The organism is Bosea sp. NBC_00550 (genome assembly GCF_026020075.1).
Lineage (GTDB): Bacteria > Pseudomonadota > Alphaproteobacteria > Rhizobiales > Beijerinckiaceae > Allobosea.
On record NZ_CP102772.1, the window covers coordinates 118501 to 136567 of the forward strand.

At 66.7% G+C, this 18067-nt stretch carries 18 protein-coding genes; 9 read left to right on the top strand and 9 right to left on the bottom strand.

Features of this window, described 5'->3' with window-relative positions; all coding sequences use genetic code 11:
* Positions 1-47 precede the first annotated feature (47 nt).
* The gene (locus tag NWE53_RS00560) at positions 48-872 is read right to left on the bottom strand and encodes an alpha/beta hydrolase (protein ID WP_265052463.1); all 825 of its coding nucleotides are present in this window, start codon (positions 870-872) and stop codon (positions 48-50) included.
* A 140-nt stretch (positions 873-1012) separates the two neighbouring features.
* Between NWE53_RS00560 and NWE53_RS00565 the strand changes: the two genes are divergently transcribed.
* Entirely contained in the window at positions 1013-2011 is a 999-nt protein-coding gene (locus NWE53_RS00565; RefSeq protein ID WP_265052464.1) for an asparaginase, read from the top strand.
* A 7-nt stretch (positions 2012-2018) separates the two neighbouring features.
* On the opposite strand, the gene NWE53_RS00570 is transcribed toward NWE53_RS00565, so the two are convergent.
* Both NWE53_RS00570 and meaB read right to left on the bottom strand, forming a co-directional pair.
* Positions 2019-3389 carry a TIGR03808 family TAT-translocated repetitive protein gene (locus NWE53_RS00570; protein ID WP_265052465.1) on the bottom strand — a complete coding sequence of 457 codons (1371 nt, stop codon included), beginning with the start codon at positions 3387-3389 and terminating at the stop codon, positions 2019-2021.
* 95 nt (positions 3390-3484) lie between these two features.
* A complete protein-coding gene (meaB, locus tag NWE53_RS00575) occupies positions 3485-4471 on the bottom strand; it encodes a methylmalonyl Co-A mutase-associated GTPase MeaB (protein ID WP_265052466.1) in 987 nt (328 codons plus the stop codon).
* Between the two features lie 132 nt (positions 4472-4603).
* Here meaB and NWE53_RS00580 point away from each other — a divergent pair, with 132 nt between their 5' ends.
* Both NWE53_RS00580 and NWE53_RS00585 read left to right on the top strand, forming a co-directional pair.
* Positions 4604-5752 carry an alpha/beta hydrolase gene (locus NWE53_RS00580; protein ID WP_265052467.1) on the top strand — a complete coding sequence of 383 codons (1149 nt, stop codon included), beginning with the start codon at positions 4604-4606 and terminating at the stop codon, positions 5750-5752.
* A gap of 132 nt (positions 5753-5884) precedes the next feature.
* A complete protein-coding gene (locus NWE53_RS00585; protein ID WP_265052468.1) occupies positions 5885-6889 on the top strand; it encodes an alpha/beta hydrolase in 1005 nt (334 codons plus the stop codon).
* Here the strand turns inward: NWE53_RS00585 and NWE53_RS00590 are convergent, their stop codons facing one another.
* The gene (locus tag NWE53_RS00590; RefSeq protein WP_442864920.1) at positions 6890-7360 is read right to left on the bottom strand and encodes an Lrp/AsnC family transcriptional regulator; all 471 of its coding nucleotides are present in this window, start codon (positions 7358-7360) and stop codon (positions 6890-6892) included.
* A gap of 130 nt (positions 7361-7490) precedes the next feature.
* On the opposite strand from NWE53_RS00590, the gene NWE53_RS00595 reads away from it, so the two are divergent.
* Positions 7491-8774, top strand: a complete 1284-nt coding sequence (locus NWE53_RS00595) for a cystathionine gamma-synthase family protein (RefSeq protein ID WP_265052470.1) — start codon at positions 7491-7493, stop codon at positions 8772-8774.
* Positions 8775-8798: 24 nt separating this feature from the next.
* Here NWE53_RS00595 and NWE53_RS00600 read toward each other — a convergent pair whose 3' ends face one another.
* From NWE53_RS00600 to NWE53_RS00610, 3 genes are all read right to left on the bottom strand, one after another.
* Entirely contained in the window at positions 8799-9122 is a 324-nt protein-coding gene (locus NWE53_RS00600) for a type II toxin-antitoxin system PemK/MazF family toxin (protein ID WP_265052471.1), read from the bottom strand.
* Positions 9119-9340 carry an antitoxin MazE family protein gene (locus tag NWE53_RS00605; RefSeq protein ID WP_265052472.1) on the bottom strand — a complete coding sequence of 74 codons (222 nt, stop codon included), beginning with the start codon at positions 9338-9340 and terminating at the stop codon, positions 9119-9121. The genes NWE53_RS00600 and NWE53_RS00605 overlap by 4 nt, the downstream gene beginning before the upstream one ends.
* A 72-nt stretch (positions 9341-9412) precedes the next feature.
* A complete protein-coding gene (locus tag NWE53_RS00610) occupies positions 9413-10150 on the bottom strand; it encodes a DUF3750 domain-containing protein (RefSeq protein ID WP_265055043.1) in 738 nt (245 codons plus the stop codon).
* Between the two features lie 285 nt (positions 10151-10435).
* Between NWE53_RS00610 and NWE53_RS00615 the strand changes: the two genes are divergently transcribed.
* From NWE53_RS00615 to NWE53_RS00635, 5 genes are all read left to right on the top strand, one after another.
* On the top strand, positions 10436-11500 hold the full coding sequence (locus NWE53_RS00615; RefSeq protein WP_265055044.1) for a polyamine ABC transporter substrate-binding protein: 1065 nt from the start codon (positions 10436-10438) through the stop codon (positions 11498-11500).
* 25 nt (positions 11501-11525) lie between these two features.
* Positions 11526-12680, top strand: coding sequence for an ABC transporter ATP-binding protein (locus NWE53_RS00620; RefSeq protein ID WP_265052473.1), 1155 nt, complete (start codon positions 11526-11528; stop codon positions 12678-12680).
* 181 nt (positions 12681-12861) lie between these two features.
* On the top strand, positions 12862-13755 hold the full coding sequence (locus tag NWE53_RS00625) for an ABC transporter permease subunit (RefSeq protein ID WP_265052474.1): 894 nt from the start codon (positions 12862-12864) through the stop codon (positions 13753-13755).
* Positions 13752-14540 carry an ABC transporter permease gene (locus tag NWE53_RS00630; RefSeq protein ID WP_265052475.1) on the top strand — a complete coding sequence of 263 codons (789 nt, stop codon included), beginning with the start codon at positions 13752-13754 and terminating at the stop codon, positions 14538-14540. The genes NWE53_RS00625 and NWE53_RS00630 overlap by 4 nt, the downstream gene beginning before the upstream one ends.
* Positions 14541-14734: 194 nt before the next feature.
* Positions 14735-15007 carry a hypothetical protein gene (locus NWE53_RS00635; RefSeq protein WP_265052476.1) on the top strand — a complete coding sequence of 91 codons (273 nt, stop codon included), beginning with the start codon at positions 14735-14737 and terminating at the stop codon, positions 15005-15007.
* 65 nt (positions 15008-15072) lie between these two features.
* On the opposite strand, the gene scpA is transcribed toward NWE53_RS00635, so the two are convergent.
* Together scpA and thiD are read right to left on the bottom strand one after the other, a co-directional pair.
* Positions 15073-17235 carry a methylmalonyl-CoA mutase gene (gene scpA / locus NWE53_RS00640; RefSeq protein ID WP_265052477.1) on the bottom strand — a complete coding sequence of 721 codons (2163 nt, stop codon included), beginning with the start codon at positions 17233-17235 and terminating at the stop codon, positions 15073-15075.
* Positions 17232-18056 (bottom strand): bifunctional hydroxymethylpyrimidine kinase/phosphomethylpyrimidine kinase, encoded by an 825-nt coding sequence (gene thiD / locus NWE53_RS00645; RefSeq protein WP_265052478.1) that lies wholly within the window; start codon positions 18054-18056, stop codon positions 17232-17234. Before thiD ends, scpA begins: the two co-directional genes overlap by 4 nt.
* Between the last annotated feature and the right edge of the window lie 11 nt (positions 18057-18067).

The window sequence follows — 18067 nt, forward strand, 5'->3', positions numbered from 1 at the left end:
CGGACAAGGCCGATGCGGAAACAAGGGCGATCCTCCGCGCCGGAAGATCAGGCTCCGGCGAGGGCGGCGATGCGCCGGGTCATTGGATTGTCCGGCTCCGCCAGCCCGGCGATGACGGTGAAGTGATTGGCGCCGGGGATCTCCTCATAGCGTGTCGTCACGCCTTCCAGCCCCCAGACATCGACGAGCCGGCGGCTCTGCTTGTGGTACTCGTCGCTCTCTGCGCCGCCGACCACGGCATCCATCGTCAGCCGCGACGGCGCCGACCAGAATAGCGGGCTTTCGAGCTCGGCCGCCTCCATGCTGAGGCCGAGCGCCTTGTTGATGCTCGTCTCGGTCAGGGGCTTGAGGTTGTAGAGGCCGGAGATGCCATAGGCGGCCGGCACCAGATGCTCGGGCAGATCGGCGTCGACATTCTTCCAGTCGGTGGCCAGCGTGCAGGCGCTGAGATGCCCGCCGGCGGAATGCCCGGTCGCGACGACGGGCAGGCCGAAGCGCCGCCATAAGGCAGCAGCTGCCTGCTGCAGCTCCCAGACGATATGGCCGAGATCGACCTGCGGGCAGAGGTCGTAGCCGACAACCGCGACGGGCAGGCCGAGCCCGTTCAACCCCCGTGCCATATGCGAGAAATGGCTGCGATCCAGTCTCTGCCAGTAGCCGCCATGGATGAACATGACGAGCGCGTTGCCTTGGATCGTTTCGGGTTTGAACAGATCGTAGAACTGCCGCTCGCCCTCGCCATAGGAGACGCCGAGTTCGCACAGCGCCGTGGCGCGGTAGGCCGCGGCATCGGCCTGCCAGCCGGCGACGATGCCGGGATGCTCCGGCACGCGGGCGCGGTTGTCGTATTCGGTCTCGTAATCCGGCGACATCGGTATCCTGCTCGGGAGAAGGCTCGGCTGACTTCGGAACTACGGTGGCAGCCGCGCGCGGTTTCCGCCAGCGCTTTTGACAGGTCGTACTGTCGGCGCCAAAACCGGCTATCCGCAGCAAGCGGAATCTGGAGGCCGCCATGGAAAACCCCGTCCTCGCCGAAGTCACGCGCGGCAATGTCGTCGAATCGCGACACCGCGGCTCCGCGATCGTGGTCGATGCCGATGGGGCGGTGGTCTTCGCCGCCGGCGATCTCGATCGGCCGGTGTTTCCGCGTTCGGCCGTCAAGGCGATCCAGGGGCTGCCGCTCCTGGAGAGTGGCGCTGCCGATCGTTACGGGCTGACGGAGGCCGAGATCGCGCTCGCGGTGTCCTCGCATTCCGGCGAGCCGCTTCACGCCCAGACCTCGCTCGCCATGCTGAAGAAGGCCGGCCGTGATGCCGGCTGTCTCGAATGCGGCGCGCACTGGCCGATGAACGAGGCCGTGGCGCGCGAGCTGGCTAAATCGGGCGCCGAACCCAGCGCGCTGAACAACAACTGCTCCGGCAAGCATGCCGGCTTCGTCTGCCTCGCCTGCGGTCTGGATGAGGACCCGGCCGGCTATGTGAAGGCGAGCCACCCTGTGCAGCAGGCGGTGCGCGACGCGCTGGAGACGGTGACCGGCGCCCCCCATACCTCCGAGCGCATGGGCATCGACGGCTGCTCGATTCCCTCCTACGCCGTGCCGCTCAAGGCGCTGGCGCTCGGCTTCGCGCGGCTGGGCACCGGCCATGGCTTTGGCCCCGAGCGTGCGAAGGCGGCCGCGCGCATCCGCGCCGCCGCGGCGGCCCATCCCTTCATGGTGGCCGGCACGGGCCGCTACGACACGCGGCTGATGGAGCTGCTGGGCGCGCGCGCCTTCACCAAGACCGGGGCCGAGGGTGTCTATTGCGCCGCCCTCCCGGAGCTGGGCTACGGCATCGCGCTGAAATGCGATGACGGCGCCGGTCGTGCCGCGGAGGTTGCGCTCGGCGCGCTGATCGCCCGCTTCCTGCCAATGGACGAGCCGACGCAGGCGGCTTTTGCGCCGCTGCGCGAGACCGTGCTGAAGAACTGGAACGGCATCGAGGTCGGTCGCATCCGCGCGCCGGCCGCCTGAGGCCGTCTCAGCGCACCGCGTTGTTGGCGATCGTGATCCCCGCGGCCTTCGGGTCGGGGGCCTTGGCGAGGTCGCCAGTGACGGGCTTCCCGTATTCGGTGCCGACGATGGCGCCGTCCCGGGCTTCGTCGATGACGTTGTTGGCGATCAGCGCGCTGCGTTCCTTCGGCACCAGCGAGACGGAGATGCCGATCCCGGCTTTGCGGACCACGTTGCCGGTGGCGGATAGATTGCGCATGCCCCAGGACCAGCCGAGCGAGATGCCGATCTCGCTGGCGTTCTCGATGACGTTGCCGGTCACGGCTGCTTCCGCCTCGACATGGACGCCGATGCCGCCGACCGGCGCCTTGCCGTTAGGGGCGATCGCCCGCCTGGCGTTGCGGATGATGTTGTTGGCGAAGACGGCGAGCCGCCCGCCATGGTCAAGATTGGTGATGTTGGCGCCCTGGGCGCAATCCTCGACCAGGTTGTTGGCCATGATCGTGCCCTCGAAGGCGAATTCGGCATAGAGCCCGACCTCGCCGCAGCGCCGCCCCTGATTGCCGAGGATCTGCACGCCGGAGCCCGAATTGTTGCGGATGAAGGTCATGGCGCAGTCACGCAGCTGGTTGCCTTCGATGATGACGCCGCCGGCGCGATAGAGACTGATGCCGTTGCCGTTCTGGCCGTCACCGCCGGCATCGGCGCGGATGCGGCTCACCATGTTGCCACGGACGATCGAACGATCGTCGCCGGGCTGGCTGCGCCAGATCTGGATACCGTTATTGCCGCAATCCTCGACCTCGTTCTGCTCGATCGCCAGACCGGCCGAGTCGAGCGAGAACAGGGCGGAATCGCGCATGCCGCGGAATTTGCTGGTCGCGACGCGCCCGCCGCAGCGATTGAGCACAAGGCCGACCGAGCCGGCCTTGGCGAATTCGCAATCCGAGATCGCGATCTCGCCGACGGTGTCGCAGGCCACGAGCCCTGCCTTCTGGGGCGAGGGGATATCGAGGCCGTCGAAGGTCAGTCCGGAAAGGCTCGCGCGGCCGATATTGGAAGCGACGAGCAGCGGGCCGCCGCTCGCGGTGACGAGGCGCGTCTTGCCGGAAACCCCGATGAGCTGCGCGCCATCCGGCAACTGGACAGCACCGAGGCGGTAACGGCCGGGCGGCAGGACAAGAGGCGCGCCGCGCTTCGATGCCTCGTTAAGGGCAGCCTGCAGTCGTTGCGCCTGATCCTCGGACGCGCCGGGCCGCAGCCCGAACTGGCTCGCGTCCAGGCCGAGATGGCCGAGCGGGCCTCTGTTCGCCGGGGTGGGCTGTGCCCAAGCCGGCAAGGTGGGCCAGGCCGCGCCGACGAGGCCGGCCGCCAGCAATCCGCGCCGTGAGAGGGCCATGAAACCTCCTGTTCGGTCGAGCCACGATCAAGCGCCGTGCCAGCGCTGACGTGCCGATTTGGAACGGGCTTGTGAAGAGAGGCGGCCGATTTAGGCTAGAGCCCAAGCGCCTGCGCGATCTCCTCGGCGGCGAGCGTCGGCGCGAGTTCGCCGGACGAGACGGCGGCCTCCAGCTCCGGGGTGCGCGCCTTCAATGCGGGATCGTGCCGGAGCCTGGCCTGCAAGCGGTCCTGCACCATCGCCCACATCCATTTGACGTCCTGGCGCCGGCGCTTCTCGGCGATCAGGCCTTTCGCCTCGAAGCGGGCATGGTGCTCCTCGACCTTGGCCCAGAGCGCTTCGAGCCCGTCGCCGGCCAGCCCCGAGATGGTCACGACCGGCGTGCTCCAGAGCGGCGACGCGGGCGCGAGAATGTGCAGTGCCGCCTTGTATTGCGCGGCCGCTGCGCGGGCGGCGGTCGCGCCGGTGCCATCGGCCTTGTTGACCGCGATCATGTCGGCAAGCTCGATGATGCCCTTCTTGATGCCCTGCAGCTCGTCGCCGGCATTGGGCAGCATCAGGACGAGGAAGAAATCGGTGAGATCGGCGACCGCCGTTTCCGACTGGCCGACGCCGACCGTCTCGACCAGGATGATGTCGAAACCAGCCGCCTCGCAGAGCAGCATCGTCTCACGCGTCTTGGCGGCGACGCCGCCCAGCGTGCCGGAGGAGGGCGAGGGGCGGATATAGGCGTTGGGGTCGACGGCGAGCTGCGCCATCCGCGTCTTGTCGCCGAGGATCGAGCCGCCCGTGCGCGTGGAAGAGGGATCGACCGCGAGCACCGCGACCTTGTGGCCCTTGCTGGTGAGATAGCCGCCGAGAGCATCGATCGTCGTCGATTTGCCGACGCCGGGCACGCCGGTGATGCCGACGCGGATCGCGCGCCCCGTATGCGGCAGCAGCCGCTGGATCAGCGCCTGCGCCTTCTCACGATGATCGGCGCGACGCGACTCGACCAGCGTGATCGCACGGGCCAGCGCGGCGCGCTCGCCGGCGAGGATCGCATCGCCGAGCGATTCGGCTGGGGAAGTGCGGTCGGCCATGGCGCCAGTTAGCAAGCAGGCGCCGCGGGCGACAAGGCATCCCGCGCATCACTTGCATCATCACTGTGTCATGCAGGCATCTTGAAGATTTGGGCCTGTGATGAGACGACTTGGCGAATGAAGGGCGTGGTGATGCGGCTTCGTGGTGTTCTGTTGGCGTTGGTGCTGCCGCTGCTCGTGGCCGCCTGTGCAACGCCGCGCGTGCTGGAACTGACCCAGGCGCCGGCCGCCGATATCGCCGGAAAGGTCGAAATCTACGTTGCGACGACGCGTGAGCCTTCGGCGCAGCCCGTCTACTTCAGCGGCGAGCGCGGCCCCAAGCTGTCCTTCGCCCGGCTCGACATCAACGTTCCGCGCGACCACAAGGCCGGCAATCTCGAGCTGCCGAGCTCGGGACCGGGCGATCCGGCCAAGCACTTCACTGCCACCCATGTCCAGCGGCTCGATCTCGCGCCCATCGTCTCCGATGTGCGCAGGGAGCTGCAGCGGCGTCCGGCCTCGCAGCGCGACGTGCTGGTCTTTGTACACGGCTACAATACGAATTTCGCCGATGCCGCCTATCGCTTCGCCCAGATCGTCTATGATTCCGGCTTCAAGGGCGTGCCGGTGCTGTTCTCATGGCCGTCGCGCGGCGAACTCCTCGCCTATCCCTACGATCGCGAGAGCGCCTTTTACTCGCGCGATTTCCTCGAAGGGAATTTGCGGGCGATCGCGCGCGATCTCGGCACCTCGCGCATGGATATCCTCGCCCATTCGATGGGGACGCTGCTGACGCTGGAAACGTTGCGCCAGGCCGCGATCCGTGGCGACGGCGCTTTCGGCGGCAAACTGCGCGACGTGATGCTCGCGGCGCCCGACGTCGATCTCGACGTCTTCAAGACGCAGATGAATCAGATCAGGCGACCAGTTACCGTCTTCGTTTCGGCCGACGACAGGGCGCTCGACTTCTCCCGTCGCTTCGCCGGTGACAAGAGGCGCCTCGGCGCCGTTTCGGCGAAGGATGCGGAGATCGTGGCCGAGCTGGAGAAGCTCGGCGTGCGTATTGTCGATATCTCCGAGGTGACGTCGGCCGACAGCCTGAACCACGCCAAGTTCGCCTCCTCGCCCAAGGTCGTGCAGCTCATCGGTGAGCGGTTGCGGCAGGACAAGGGGATCGGCTTCGCCGGGCCGCAATTCGGCGATCGGATCGGCGATGTTGCAGGCGGCGTCGTCGGCACGGTGGGCTCGACGGTCGGGTTGGTCGTGACCGCGCCGTTGACGATCCTGTCCGGCGGACGCTGATGTCACATCGCTGCAACGACCGCGAACCTCCGCGCGCTGAGCGCGGGCTCGCCGCATTCTGGCCGCGTTAGCCTGCCCTTAAGGGCGCGGCCGGCCAGTTCGGCCCTCACGTTTGATCGGATGCCTGTCACCATGCCTGTCACGAGGCGCGCCTTTTCATGCCGTTCGCTGGCGCTCGCCACATTGCTGCCGCTCGGGCTCGCCGCCTGCGCGCAGAGCGAGGCGAGCGTTTCGCCCTTCAGCGAGCCCGAGAGGGCCGACACCTCGTCGCTCGGCAAGGATCCGCGGCTACTGGTGATGACGACGCGCAGATCGACAGGCAATGCCCCACCGTATTTCGGCACCGATCGCGGAGCACTGACCTTTGCCGAGGTGCGCCTGTCCCCGCCCGGGCGCGGCATCACGGGGCGGGTCTCGTCCGCCGTGAGCGGCGATTGGGCTGTGCTCGGTGTCGGCCGCGAGGTGACCAACGAGGCGGCCCGTGCGCTCTCCGAAGCCGTCAACGGCCGCGACGTGCTGCTCTTTGTCCACGGCTTCAACGAGACGTTCGAATCGGCGGCGCGCAGCGCCGGCCAGCTTTCGCATTCGCTCGAATTTCAGGGCCGTACGGTGCTCTTCACCTGGCCGTCGGGCGGCAAGCTCTTCGACTATGCCTATGATCGGGAGAGCGCGCTCTGGTCGCGCGATGGCTTCGCCCAGACCCTGCAGGCGCTCGTCGCCAACCCCACGGTCGGGCGCATCCACATCGTCGCCCACTCGATGGGAACCTTCCTGACGCTGGAAGGGCTGCGCGAGTTGCGCGATTCCCAGGATGTCTATGCGCGGATCGGCTCCGTGGTGCTGGCCTCGCCCGATGTCGACATCGACGCCTTCGAGCAGACGGTGAAGCGGCTCGGCCCGCTGGCGCAGCGCATGACCGTGATCATCGATCCGGGTGACCGTGCGCTGGCGGTCTCCGCGCGCATCGCCGGCGGCGTCGCTCGCGCCGGTGCTGCCGATCGCTCGCGGCTCGATGCATTGGGCGTGCGCGTCGCCGACACCTCCGGCCGGGGCTGGAGCATGCTGCGCCATGACCTGTTCCTGTCGAACAGCGAGGTCACGCAGGTCGTGCGCCGGGCGATGGAACGCGGCGTCTGATCAGATCGGCGGCAGGCCGGAGCGCTTCTTGATCGTCGCCAGAGCGAAGTTGGATTCGACCGACTGGATGCATTTCAGCCGCGTCGCCTTCTGCTTCAGGAAGCGCTCATAGCCTTCGATGCCGTCGGTGACGACGCGCAGCAGGTAGTCCTGCGAGCCGGTCATGAGGTAGCATTCGGCAACTTCGCTCCAGCCTTCGACCGCCTTCTCGAATTCGGCGATCTGCTCCTGGTTCTGCTGCGTCAGCCGCACCGAGACGAAGACGCTGAACGGCAGCCCGTAGGCCTTGGGGTCGACGATCGCGGCATAGCCCTGGATGACGCCGGTCTCTTCGAGTCGTTTGAGGCGGCGCAGGCAGGGTGTCGGCGAGAGCCCGACCCGCTGCGAGAGGTCCTGGTTGGTGATCCGGCCATCCTCGCGCAGCACGGCGAGGATTCGGCGATCGATCGTGTCGAGCATGATATGCTCCATATGAAGACAAGATGAGCAGGAAGATGCGCATCAGGGTGTAGGACGAGCTTCATCGACCAAGCAATGGCGCTGCGAGAAGAATATTCTGGGTTCTGGAAAACGACCGCCGCAGGCACATAGGGAGAAGGCCATGAGCGACGACAGCTATCACAAGGACCGGATCGCCAACCGCAAGCTTCATCCGGAGACGCTGATGATGGGGTTCGGCTATTCGCCGGCCATGTCGGAAGGCTCGCTCAAGCCGCCGGTCTTCCTGACCTCGACCTTCGTCTTCGAGAATGCACAGCAGGGCAAGGATTTCTTCGACTTCACCTCGGGCCGGCGCCGGCCGAAGCCCGGCGAGAAGCCAGGGCTGGTCTATTCGCGCTTCAACCATCCCAACATGGAGATCCTCGAGGATCGCCTGGCGATCTGGGACGAGGCCGAGAAATGCGCCGTCTTCGCCTCGGGCATGGCGGCGATCGCTACGACCTGCTTCGCCTTCCTGAGGCCGGGCGACACGATCCTGCATTCCCGCCCGCTCTATGGCGGCACCGAGACACTCCTCAAGAACCAGATGGGTGCCTTCGGCGTCACGCCCTTCGGCTTCACGGACGGGCTCGACATCGAGCAGATGCGGGACGTCGCCCGGGCTGCCGCCGCCAAGGGACGTGTCGCGATGATCCTGGTCGAGACGCCGGCCAACCCGACCAACGGCCTCGTCGATCTCGCCGCCTGCAAGATGATCGCGGACGAGCTCGAGAAGTCGCAGGGCCACCGCCCGCCCGTCGTCGTCGACAACACCATGCTCGGCCCGAAATACCAGAAGCCGCTGAAGGAGGGCGCCGATCTCTCGCTGCTCTCGCTGACCAAATATGTCGGCGGCCACAGCGATCTCGTGGGCGGCTCGATCAGTGGCTCGGATGCGCTGGTGCGGCAGGTCAAGAGCTGGCGCGGGTCGCTCGGCACGCAGGCCGATCCGAACTCCTGCTGGATGCTGATGCGTTCGCTGGAGACGCTCGACATCCGCATGAGCCGCGCCAATGAGAACGCCAAGCTGGTGGCCGACTATCTGGAGAGCCATCCCAAGGTGGCCAAGGTCCACTATCTCGGCAATCTCAAAGATGGCGACCCGCGCAAGGCTGTCTTCGACCGGCAATGCACGGCAGCGGGCTCGACCTTCGCCTTCGACGTCAAGGGCGGCGAGAAGGAAGCCTTCGCCCTGCTCGACAACCTGCAGATCATGAAACTCGCGGTCAGCCTCGGTGGCACCGAGACGTTGGTCTCGCACCCGGCCGCGATGACCCATTCCGGCGTCGCCAAGGAATTGCGCGAGGAGATCGGCCTGACCGACGCCCTGATCCGCATTTCGGTCGGCATCGAGAACATCGAGGACCTGATCTCGGATCTGGCGCAGGCCTTCGAAGCCGTGTGATCTCGCCGATCGCCCGAGCTCGCTTCAGCCGAGGCCGAGGAACAGCGCGAGCGAACGGTTGACCGCGATCATCATGTCCGGATCGACGCGGCCGAAAATCTGGCCGATCCGGTCCCGGCGAACGGTCATCGCCTTGTCGACCATGATCTGGGAGGCGAGGCGCAGCCCGTTCGCGGCATTGGGTTGAATGGTCAGCCTGATCAGCGGCGCATCGACGAGGTCGCTGGAGAGCAGCAGAACCGTGACCGTCGCCGTCAGATCGAACGGGTCTGCCTGGACGATCAGGGCAGGGCGGGGTTTGCCGAAATCGCCGGCGAGCGCGACGGTGACGAGATCGCCTCGCTTCATTCAGGAGCGCGGTCCAGGTCTTCCAGAGCCGCGTCGATAAAACCGTCCAGATCATGGTCGGCACCGTCGGCTGCTGCTGCCATTCGCGCTTGCCGTCGGCATTCCTCGTTGAAGCCGGGCTGTCTCGTATCGGGGATCCAGATCTGGATAGGTCGCAAGCCGGCTGCCCGCAGTGCTTCACGGCGCTTCTGGACGCGTCTGGCTGTCGAAGCTGCCATGTCGATCCCTCGCTTCGATCGTTACATGTAACGCTTTCGGCGTTGCTGTTCAAGGCGTCAGGCGGAGGCCGCTCACACCCCGATCCGCCCCCAGCCCGGCAGCTTCAGCGCGGGGCTGCGCAGATCGAAGCCGGCGACGAGGCCCAGGAGATTGATCTCGACCCCCTCGACCCAGCCGACGGTCACGCCGGCCAGCCCGTAAAGCGAGGCCTGGACGCCGGTCCGGCTGGGGGTGAGACCGGCGAACAGGCCATCGGCGCGCCAGTCCTTGCCGATCGCCGTCGGCGGCAGGGCCTCTCTCAGCTCCGGAACCTCCGACAGGACGTGCTGGACGAAGCTGTTCGAGTTCGGCCCGGGCCAGGCGAGATAGCTGCCGGGGCTGGAATAGCTGTAGCTTGCCACGGCCGAACGGATGCGCGGGATCAGGCGCTCGGCCGCCTCGCCGCGGATCTCGGCCACCGGTTCCGGCACATTGCCGAACCAGCGCCCGTCCGCGTCGCGATGATTGACCCGCACAGGGGCGCCCCAGCCGACCACGTCGAAGCGCGTATAGGTGCTGGCGCCGCGTTCCTTCACCACGACCCAGGAATGATGCGCGAAGATGCCGCGCCAGCGGCCGACCCGGGCTGCGAAGACGTGGATCGTCGCCTCGGGCTCCGTCGCGGCGGCAGGCAGAAGCTTCGCACTCGTCCAGTCGGCGCGGCGCCAGTCGGGGGCGTGCGTCTGCCAGACCCACCAGCCGGCATGGGATGCCAGCGGCAACAGGAAGGCGAGAGTGAAGAACAGCAGGAAACGGCGGAAAAGATGCATATGGCACGATATGTGGCGCTCGCACGCGCCGGCAAGGAGCGAGCCGATCACGCTCCTGTCAGCCCGGCCGATCGACAAGCTTCCGGGCAGGGCGCCTGGCCGAGCCCGCGCCATGCAGCATGGGCCGATTATTTCGGCAGGTCTTGCCTGTGTGCGGGCGTTCCGTCGCGCCCGATGTCGGTTGATGCCGGGGGGAAAGCTGGTAGCGTGCGCGGCGCCAAACGATGGAGGGGCGGATTGGGTAGGACGACGAAGCGACTGACCGCGGCACTGGCGGCCTTTGCGATGGGACTGGGATTTCTGGCCGCGCCGGCGGCCGCGCAGGACAAACAGCTGCGCATCTTCAACTGGTCGGACTATGTCGATCCGGAGGTGCTGGACGCCTTCAAGAAGGAAACCGGCATCACGGTCGTCTACGACACCTTCGACCAGATGGAGACGGTCGAGACCAAGCTTCTCGCCGGCAAGACCGGCTATGACCTGATCGTCGTCACGGCCTCCTTCCTGCCGCGCCACATCCCGCTCGGCCTCTACCAGCCGGTCGACAAGGACAAGGCGCCGAACCTGAGGAATCTCTGGCCGGAAATCCAGACGCGCCTCTCCAAATACGATCCCGGCAACAAATACGCCGTGAACTACATGTGGGGCACGACCGGGGTCGGCTACAACACCGCCAAGATCAAGGAACGCCTCGGTCCGGACGCCGTGATCGACAGCTGGAAGATCGTCTTCGAGCCGGAGCAGCTCAAGAAGCTCTCCAACTGCGGCGTTCATGTGCTCGATGCGGTCGAGGAGATGTTCCCGGCGGCGCTGCGCTATCTCGGGCTCGATCCCGACTCCAAGAACGAGGCCGATCTCAACAAGGCCGGGGAACTCCTGCGCAAGATTCGCCCTCACATCCAGAAATTCCACTCCTCGGAATACATCAACGCCCTGGCGAACGGCGATATCTGCCTGGCCGTCGGCTATTCCGGCGACATCCTCCAGGCGAAGAAGCGCGCCGAGGAGGCCAAGAATGGCGTCCAGATCGCCTATTCCATCCCGAAGGAAGGCGCGCTGATGTGGTTCGACTCCTTCGTGATCCCGAAGGACGCCGGCAATGTCGACGCTGCCATGAAGTTCATCGACTTCGTCAACCGGCCCGCGATGGCGGCGAAGAACTCGGACTTCATCCAATATGCCAACGGCAACATCGCCTCGAAGCCGCTGCTCTCGGCGGCGGTGCGCGACAACCCCGGTATCTACCCGTCCGACGCGGTGATGGCGCGGCTCTATACGATCACGCCCTATGACCAGAAGGCCCAGCGGCTGGTGAACCGGCTCTGGATCCGCGTCAAGACCGGCAAGTGACCGGCTCTCGGCAGGGGCGGCGGGCATGAAGAAGACCTCGCCCGGCAGCGTGCGCCGGGCTTTCCAACCCTGGAACGACCCGGCGGCGAAACCGTTGGTCACGTTCCGGGGCGTGACCAAGCGTTTCGGCGACGTGACTGCCGTGGGCGATCTTTCGCTCGCGCTCTATCCCCGCGAGTTCTTCGCGCTGCTCGGGCCTTCCGGCTGCGGCAAGACCACGCTGATGCGCATGCTCGCCGGCTTCGAGAGGCCGGACGAAGGCACGATCCTGCTCGACGGGCAGGACATCACCGGCATTCCGCCGCATCTGCGGCCAATCAACATGATGTTCCAGTCCTACGCGCTGTTCCCGCATCTGACTGTGGCCGGCAACATCGCCTATGGGCTGAAGCGCGAAGGGCTGGCGCGTGCCGAGATCGACCGGCGTGTCGACGAGATGCTGGCGCTGGTCAAGCTCTCCGGGCTCGGCGGGCGCAAGCCGCATCAGCTCTCCGGCGGCCAGCGCCAGCGCGTCGCGCTCGCCCGCTCGCTGGCCAAGCGGCCGAAGCTGCTGCTGCTCGACGAGCCGATGGCGGCGCTCGACAAGAAGCTGCGCGAGCAGACCCAGTTCGAGCTGATGGACCTGCAGAGCGAGCTCGGCCTCACCTTCATGGTCGTCACCCATGATCAGGACGAGGCGATGACCATGGCCGACCGCATGGCGGTGATGGATCACGGCAAGCTCGTCCAAATCGGCCCGCCGGACGTGATCTACGAGGCGCCCGCCAATCGCCACGTTGCCGAGTTCGTCGGTGACATCAATATCTTCGAGGGCCAGGTCGAAGTGGTCGATGGCGAACTGGTCCGGGCGCAGGTGCCGCTCGTCGGCGCCGTCGAGCTCGACGAGGAGGCGCCGGCGCTGAAGCCGGGCGAGGCCTTACTGGTCGGTATCCGGCCCGAAAAGATAGAGATCGGCCATGACGAGCCGGGCCAAGTGGTCAACAAGGTCGCCGGCGAGATCTGGGATATCGGCTATCTCGGCGACTTCACCATGATCCAGGTGATGATCGGGGGAGAGGGCGGCCAACTGGTCAAGGTCGCGCTTGCCAACCGCACGCGCCGGATGGCGCGGCCCTTCGCCTGGGACGACAAGGTCTGGCTCTCCTGGGATGTCGAGGCCGGCGTAGTGCTGCCGCCATGAGGCGTGTTGGGAACCTGACCGTCATTCCGGGGCTTCGCGAAGCGAAGAGCCCGGAACCCAGAACCGATGCCGGTCTGACAGTGTGCTCGGCGGCGCGGGCGCCTTCTCATCGAAAGGGCATCGGTTCTGGGTTCCGGGCTCAGGTCTGCGACCTGCCCCGGAATGACGGCGGAGCGTGGACATGAGTGCTGGGGCCAGTCTTCGCCGCCTCGTCGTGGCCGTGCCCTATCTCTGGCTGGCGCTGTTCTTCCTCGCGCCCTTCGCCATCGTCCTGCGCATGGCGTTCTCGCAGGCGGCGACCGCCCTGCCGCCCTACGCACCGCATTGGGAGGGCTTGGCCCAGCTCGGCGAATTCCTCTCCCAACTCGACCTGGCGAACTTCAGCCTACTCGGCGACGATGCGCTCTACTGGCAGAGCTATCTCTATTCGCTGCGCATCGCGGGCTTGACGACGCTGTTCGCGCTCGCGATCGGCTATCCGCTCGCCTATGCCATGGCCTCGGCACCGCCGCGCTGGCGCGGCATGCTGCTCGTCTTCGTCATCCTGCCGTTCTGGACCTCCTTCCTGATCCGCGTCTACGCCTGGATCGGCATCCTCAGGCCCGACGGGCTGCTCGATGCGTCTTTGGCCTTCCTCGGCTTCGAGGCCGAGCCGCTGCGCCTACTAAACACCGAGACGGCGGTGCTGCTCGGCATGGTCTATTCCTACTTGCCCTTCATGGTGCTGCCGCTCTTCGCGACACTGGAGAAGCTCGACCGCGGCCTGCTCGAAGCGGCCGCCGATCTCGGCGCGAGGCCGTTGACGGCATTCCTCACCGTAACCCTGCCGCTTTCCCTGCCGGGTATCCTCGCCGGCTCGGCGCTGGTCTTCATCCCGGCGGTCGGCGAATTCGTCATTCCCGACCTGCTGGGCGGACCGGATACCGTGATGATCGGCAAGGTGCTGTGGAACGAGTTCTTCTCCAACCGGGACTGGCCTCTGGCCTCGGCCGTAGCGGTGGTGCTGCTCGTCGTGCTGGTCTTGCCCCTCGTCCTGCTCCAGCGCGCGCGGCTGCGGCGGGAGATGGCGGCATGAAGCGGCTCGGCCCCGGACTCATTCTCGCGCTGATCGTCGGCTTCGCTTTCCTCTATCTGCCGATCCTGACGCTGATCGCGTACTCGTTCAACGCCTCGCGGCTGGTGACGGTCTGGGGCGGCTTCTCGACGCATTGGTACGGCGCGCTGATGCAGAACCAGCCGCTGCTCGACGCCGCCTGGCTTTCGATCCGCCTCGGCTTCGTCTCGGCGACGCTCGCAACGATCCTCGGCACGCTTGCAGCCCTCGCTCTCGCGCGCCATGGGCGCTTCACGGGGCGCACGCTGTTCTCCGGCATGGTGCTGGCGCCGCTCGTCATGCCCGAGGTGGTGACGGGCCTGTCGCTGCTGCTGCTCTTCGTGGCTGTCGATGTCGAGCGCGGCTTCTGGACCGTGACCGTCGCCCACGCGACCTTCAGCCTCGGCTTCGCCTGCATCGTCGTCCAGTCGCGGCTCGCCGGCTTCGACCGTTCGCTGGAGGAGGCGGCGCAGGACCTTGGCGCCACGCCCGTCGTCACCTTCTGGACCGTGACTTTGCCCCTGATCTGGCCGGCGGTGGCGGCGGCCTGGATGCTCGCCTTCACGCTTTCGCTCGACGATCTCGTCATCGCCAGCTTCACGACCGGCCCGGGCGCGACCACGCTGCCGATGCGGCTCTATTCCGCGGTCAAGCTCGGCGTCTCGCCCGAGATCAACGCCGCCTGCACGATCATGATCGGGGCCGTGGCTGTCGTCGTGATCGCGGCTTCACTGCTGCTGAAGCGCGAACAGCTGTCCGACAGTTAAAGCAAGCTTGGTGTGCGAGGCACCACGACGTCCGGGCTCAGGCCTGCAGCCTGCCCCGTAATGAGGGTGGTTCCGTCGAAAGTCAGCACTCCCTAAACGGCGGCTGAACGGCGCCCTCAAATCCCGTTCAGCCGCAATCTGCGAATGTCCGTTTCAAGGCAGGGATCTTCCGGCCTCCAGACAGGACAGGGACAATGTTCCGCAATCGCGCCCGCATCGGTTTTGCCGCATTCGCCCTCGGCGGCGTCGCGCTCGCAGCCTCGACATTCGCCGGGACCGGCAATGCCCAGGCCTTCGGCGATCGCTACGAGCGTGGCTACGAGCGCCCGGCATATGGCGCCGGCTGGCGCCCGGCACCGCCGGCCATGCACGGCTTCTGGGGCCAGCGCCGCTGGCACCGCTATTCCGACGGATATGGCATGCGGCCGCCTCCGCCGCGCTACGGCTATGGTTACGGCTGGCGGTAAGTGTCGCCACGTCGGCCGTAATCATGGGGCGGGCGCGGCCTAGGGGCAGCGCCCGCCTTCTTGTCTTACTCCGCCGCTGTCCGCTGCACGTAGCCGAGGCGCTGGTTCAATTCTTCGAGCAGCTTCTCTGCGGCATCGGCGATGACCGTGCCGGGCGGGAAGATCGCCGAGGCGCCGGCCTCGATCAGCGCCTCGAAATCCTGCGGCGGGATGACGCCGCCGACGACGATCATGATGTCGGGGCGACCGGCCTGGGCGAGCGCGGCCTTCAGTTCCGGCACGAGCGTCAGGTGGCCGGCCGCGAGCGACGAGACGCCGACGATATGGACGTCGTTCTCGACCGCCTGCCGCGCCGCCTCGTCCGGCGTCGCGAAGAGCGGGCCGATATCGACGTCGAAGCCGAGGTCGGCGAAGGCCGAGGCGATCACCTTCTGGCCGCGATCATGCCCGTCCTGCCCCATCTTGGCGACGAGGATGCGCGGGCGGCGCCCATCGGCCTCCTCGAACGCCTGGCACATCATCTGGACGCGCGTGACGGCTGGGTTCATCTCGCCGACCTCCCGCTTGTAGACACCCGAGATCGCCTTGATCTCGGCCCGATGGCGCCCGAAGACCTTTTCCATCGCCATCGAGATTTCGCCGACAGTCGCCTTGGCGCGAGCCGCCTTGACGGCGAGGTCGAGCAGGTTGGCATCACCCGCCGCGCCGTTTGTCAGCGCGGTCAGCGCCGCCTCGACGTCGCCCTCGTTTCGCTCGGCCTTGAGGCGCCTGAGCTTGTCGAGCTGCTGGGCGCGGACCGAGGCGTTGTCGACCTTCAGCACCTCGATCGCGGCCTCGTTGTCCGGCTTGAAGCAGTTGACGCCGATGATCGCCTGCTGGCGGCCATCGATGCGCGCCTGCGTCTTGGCCGCGGCCTCCTCGATCCGAAGCTTCGGGATGCCGGCCTCGATCGCCTTGGCCATGCCGCCGAGCGCCTCGACTTCCCTGATATGCTCCCAGGCCTTCTTCGCCAATTCGGCGGTCAGCCGCTCGACATAATAGGAGCCGCCCCAGGGGTCGATGATGCGAGTGGTGCCGCTTTCCTGCTGCAGCACGATCTGCGTATTGCGGGCGATGCGGGCGGAGAAATCGGTCGGCAGCGCCAGCGCCTCGTCGAGCGCATTGGTGTGCAGCGACTGGGTGTGGCCCTGCGTCGCCGCCATCGCCTCGATCATCGTGCGCGGCACGTTGTTGAACACGTCCTGCGCCGTCAGCGACCAGCCGCTCGTCTGGCAATGCGTGCGCAGCGGCAGGGATTTCTCGTTCTGCGCGCCGAAATCCTTGACGAGCTTGGGCCAGATCAGCCGTGCCGCGCGCATCTTGGCGACTTCCATGAAGAAGTTCATGCCGATTGCCCAGAAGAACGACAGGCGCGGCGCGAAGATATCGACGCCCAGGCCCGCCCGCTGGCCGGCGCGGATATATTCGACGCCATCGGCCAGCGTGTAGCCGAGCTCGAGGTCCTGCGTCGCTCCGGCCTCCTGCATGTGATAGCCGGAGATCGAGATCGAGTTGAATTTCGGCATGTTGGCCGAGGTGAAGGCGAAGATGTCGCCGATCGCCCGCATCGAGGGGCCGGGCGGATAGATATAGGTGTTGCGGACCATGAACTCCTTGAGGATATCGTTCTGGATGGTCCCGGAGAGCTTGGCCTGCGATACGCCCTGTTCTTCCGCCGCGACGATGTAGAGCGCCAGCACCGGCAGGACCGCGCCGTTCATCGTCATCGACACGCTCATCTGGTCGAGCGGGATGCCGGAGAACAGCGTGCGCATGTCGTAGATCGAATCGATCGCGACGCCGGCCATGCCGACATCGCCGCCGACGCGCGGATGGTCGCTGTCGTAACCGCGGTGGGTTGCGAGGTCGAAGGCGACGGAGAGGCCCTTCTGCCCGGCGGCGAGGTTGCGCCGGTAGAAGGCGTTCGAATCCTCAGCCGTCGAGAAGCCGGCATATTGCCGGATCGTCCAGGGCTGGTTGACGTACATGGTCGGGTAGGGGCCGCGCAGATAGGGCGCGATGCCCGGCAGCGTATCGACGAAAGGCAGCCCGTCGCGGTCATCGGCCGTAAAGACAGGCTTCACCGGGATGCCTTCCGGCGTCAGCCAGGCTTCGCCTGTCGGTAGCACCGGGGATGCCGGCGCCACATCGGCGAAGGCGAGCTTCGTGAAGTCCGGGATCGCGGTCATGGCTGACTCCCGTCGGTCTTGTCCCACCAATGGTGGAAATGATGCACCGGCCCGTGGCCATGGCCAACCGGAACCTGATCGGCGGCGGCGATCGCGGCGGAGATATAGGTCTTGGCGTGGCCGACGGCCTCCGGCAGGGGCAGTCCCTTGGCGAGGTTGGAAGCGATCGCCGAGGAGAGGGTGCAGCCCGTGCCATGGGTGTTGCGGGTTTCGAGGCGCGGGGCGTTGAAGCGCTGGCGCGCACCGCCAGCGAGCCGAAGCAGGTCGCTGCTGACATCGCCGCTGCCATGGCCGCCCTTGATCAGCACGTTCGCGGCGCCGAGCGCAGCGAGCTTCTCGGCCTGGTCATCGACGGCCTGGTCGGTCTCGGCGATGCTGGAGCCGAGCAAAGCCGCCGCCTCGGGCAAGTTCGGGGTGATCAGCGTCGCCAGCGGAAAGAGATGCTTGCGGATGGCCGCCACGGCCTCTTCCTCCAGCAGTCGCGCGCCGGAGGCGGCGATCATCACCGGATCGAGCACGATGTTCTTCGCGCCGTACCGCTTCAGCCCGGCCGCGACCGTCTCGATCAGCTCGGCCGTCGCGAGCATGCCGATCTTGACCGCGCCGACATCGAGATCCTCGAAGACGGCATCCATCTGCTTCGTGACGAAATCGCGCGGCACGGCATGAATCGCGCTGACGCCCCTAGTGTTCTGCGCCGTCAGCGCGACGATGACGCTGGCGCCATAGACCTGATGCGCCGCGAAGGTCTTGAGATCGGCCTGGATGCCGGCGCCGCCGCTCGAATCCGAGCCGGCGATGGTGAGGGCGATGGCGGTCAAGGCATGTCTCC

Bases quoted from the DNA above. Each gene is read 5' to 3' on its own strand.
- NWE53_RS00560 (WP_265052463.1), bottom strand. From the start codon at position 872: ATGTCGCCGGATTACGAGACCGAATACGACAACCGCGCCCGCGTGCCG.
- NWE53_RS00565 (WP_265052464.1), top strand. From the start codon at position 1,013: ATGGAAAACCCCGTCCTCGCCGAAGTCACGCGCGGCAATGTCGTCGAA.
- NWE53_RS00570 (WP_265052465.1), bottom strand. From the start codon at position 3,389: ATGGCCCTCTCACGGCGCGGATTGCTGGCGGCCGGCCTCGTCGGCGCG.
- meaB (WP_265052466.1), bottom strand. From the start codon at position 4,471: ATGGCCGACCGCACTTCCCCAGCCGAATCGCTCGGCGATGCGATCCTC.
- NWE53_RS00580 (WP_265052467.1), top strand. From the start codon at position 4,604: ATGCGGCTTCGTGGTGTTCTGTTGGCGTTGGTGCTGCCGCTGCTCGTG.
- NWE53_RS00585 (WP_265052468.1), top strand. From the start codon at position 5,885: ATGCCTGTCACGAGGCGCGCCTTTTCATGCCGTTCGCTGGCGCTCGCC.
- NWE53_RS00590 (WP_442864920.1), bottom strand. From the start codon at position 7,360: ATGGAGCATATCATGCTCGACACGATCGATCGCCGAATCCTCGCCGTG.
- NWE53_RS00595 (WP_265052470.1), top strand. From the start codon at position 7,491: ATGAGCGACGACAGCTATCACAAGGACCGGATCGCCAACCGCAAGCTT.
- NWE53_RS00600 (WP_265052471.1), bottom strand. From the start codon at position 9,122: ATGAAGCGAGGCGATCTCGTCACCGTCGCGCTCGCCGGCGATTTCGGC.
- NWE53_RS00605 (WP_265052472.1), bottom strand. From the start codon at position 9,340: ATGGCAGCTTCGACAGCCAGACGCGTCCAGAAGCGCCGTGAAGCACTG.
- NWE53_RS00610 (WP_265055043.1), bottom strand. From the start codon at position 10,150: ATGCATCTTTTCCGCCGTTTCCTGCTGTTCTTCACTCTCGCCTTCCTG.
- NWE53_RS00615 (WP_265055044.1), top strand. From the start codon at position 10,436: ATGGGACTGGGATTTCTGGCCGCGCCGGCGGCCGCGCAGGACAAACAG.
- NWE53_RS00620 (WP_265052473.1), top strand. From the start codon at position 11,526: ATGAAGAAGACCTCGCCCGGCAGCGTGCGCCGGGCTTTCCAACCCTGG.
- NWE53_RS00625 (WP_265052474.1), top strand. From the start codon at position 12,862: ATGAGTGCTGGGGCCAGTCTTCGCCGCCTCGTCGTGGCCGTGCCCTAT.
- NWE53_RS00630 (WP_265052475.1), top strand. From the start codon at position 13,752: ATGAAGCGGCTCGGCCCCGGACTCATTCTCGCGCTGATCGTCGGCTTC.
- NWE53_RS00635 (WP_265052476.1), top strand. From the start codon at position 14,735: ATGTTCCGCAATCGCGCCCGCATCGGTTTTGCCGCATTCGCCCTCGGC.
- scpA (WP_265052477.1), bottom strand. From the start codon at position 17,235: ATGACCGCGATCCCGGACTTCACGAAGCTCGCCTTCGCCGATGTGGCG.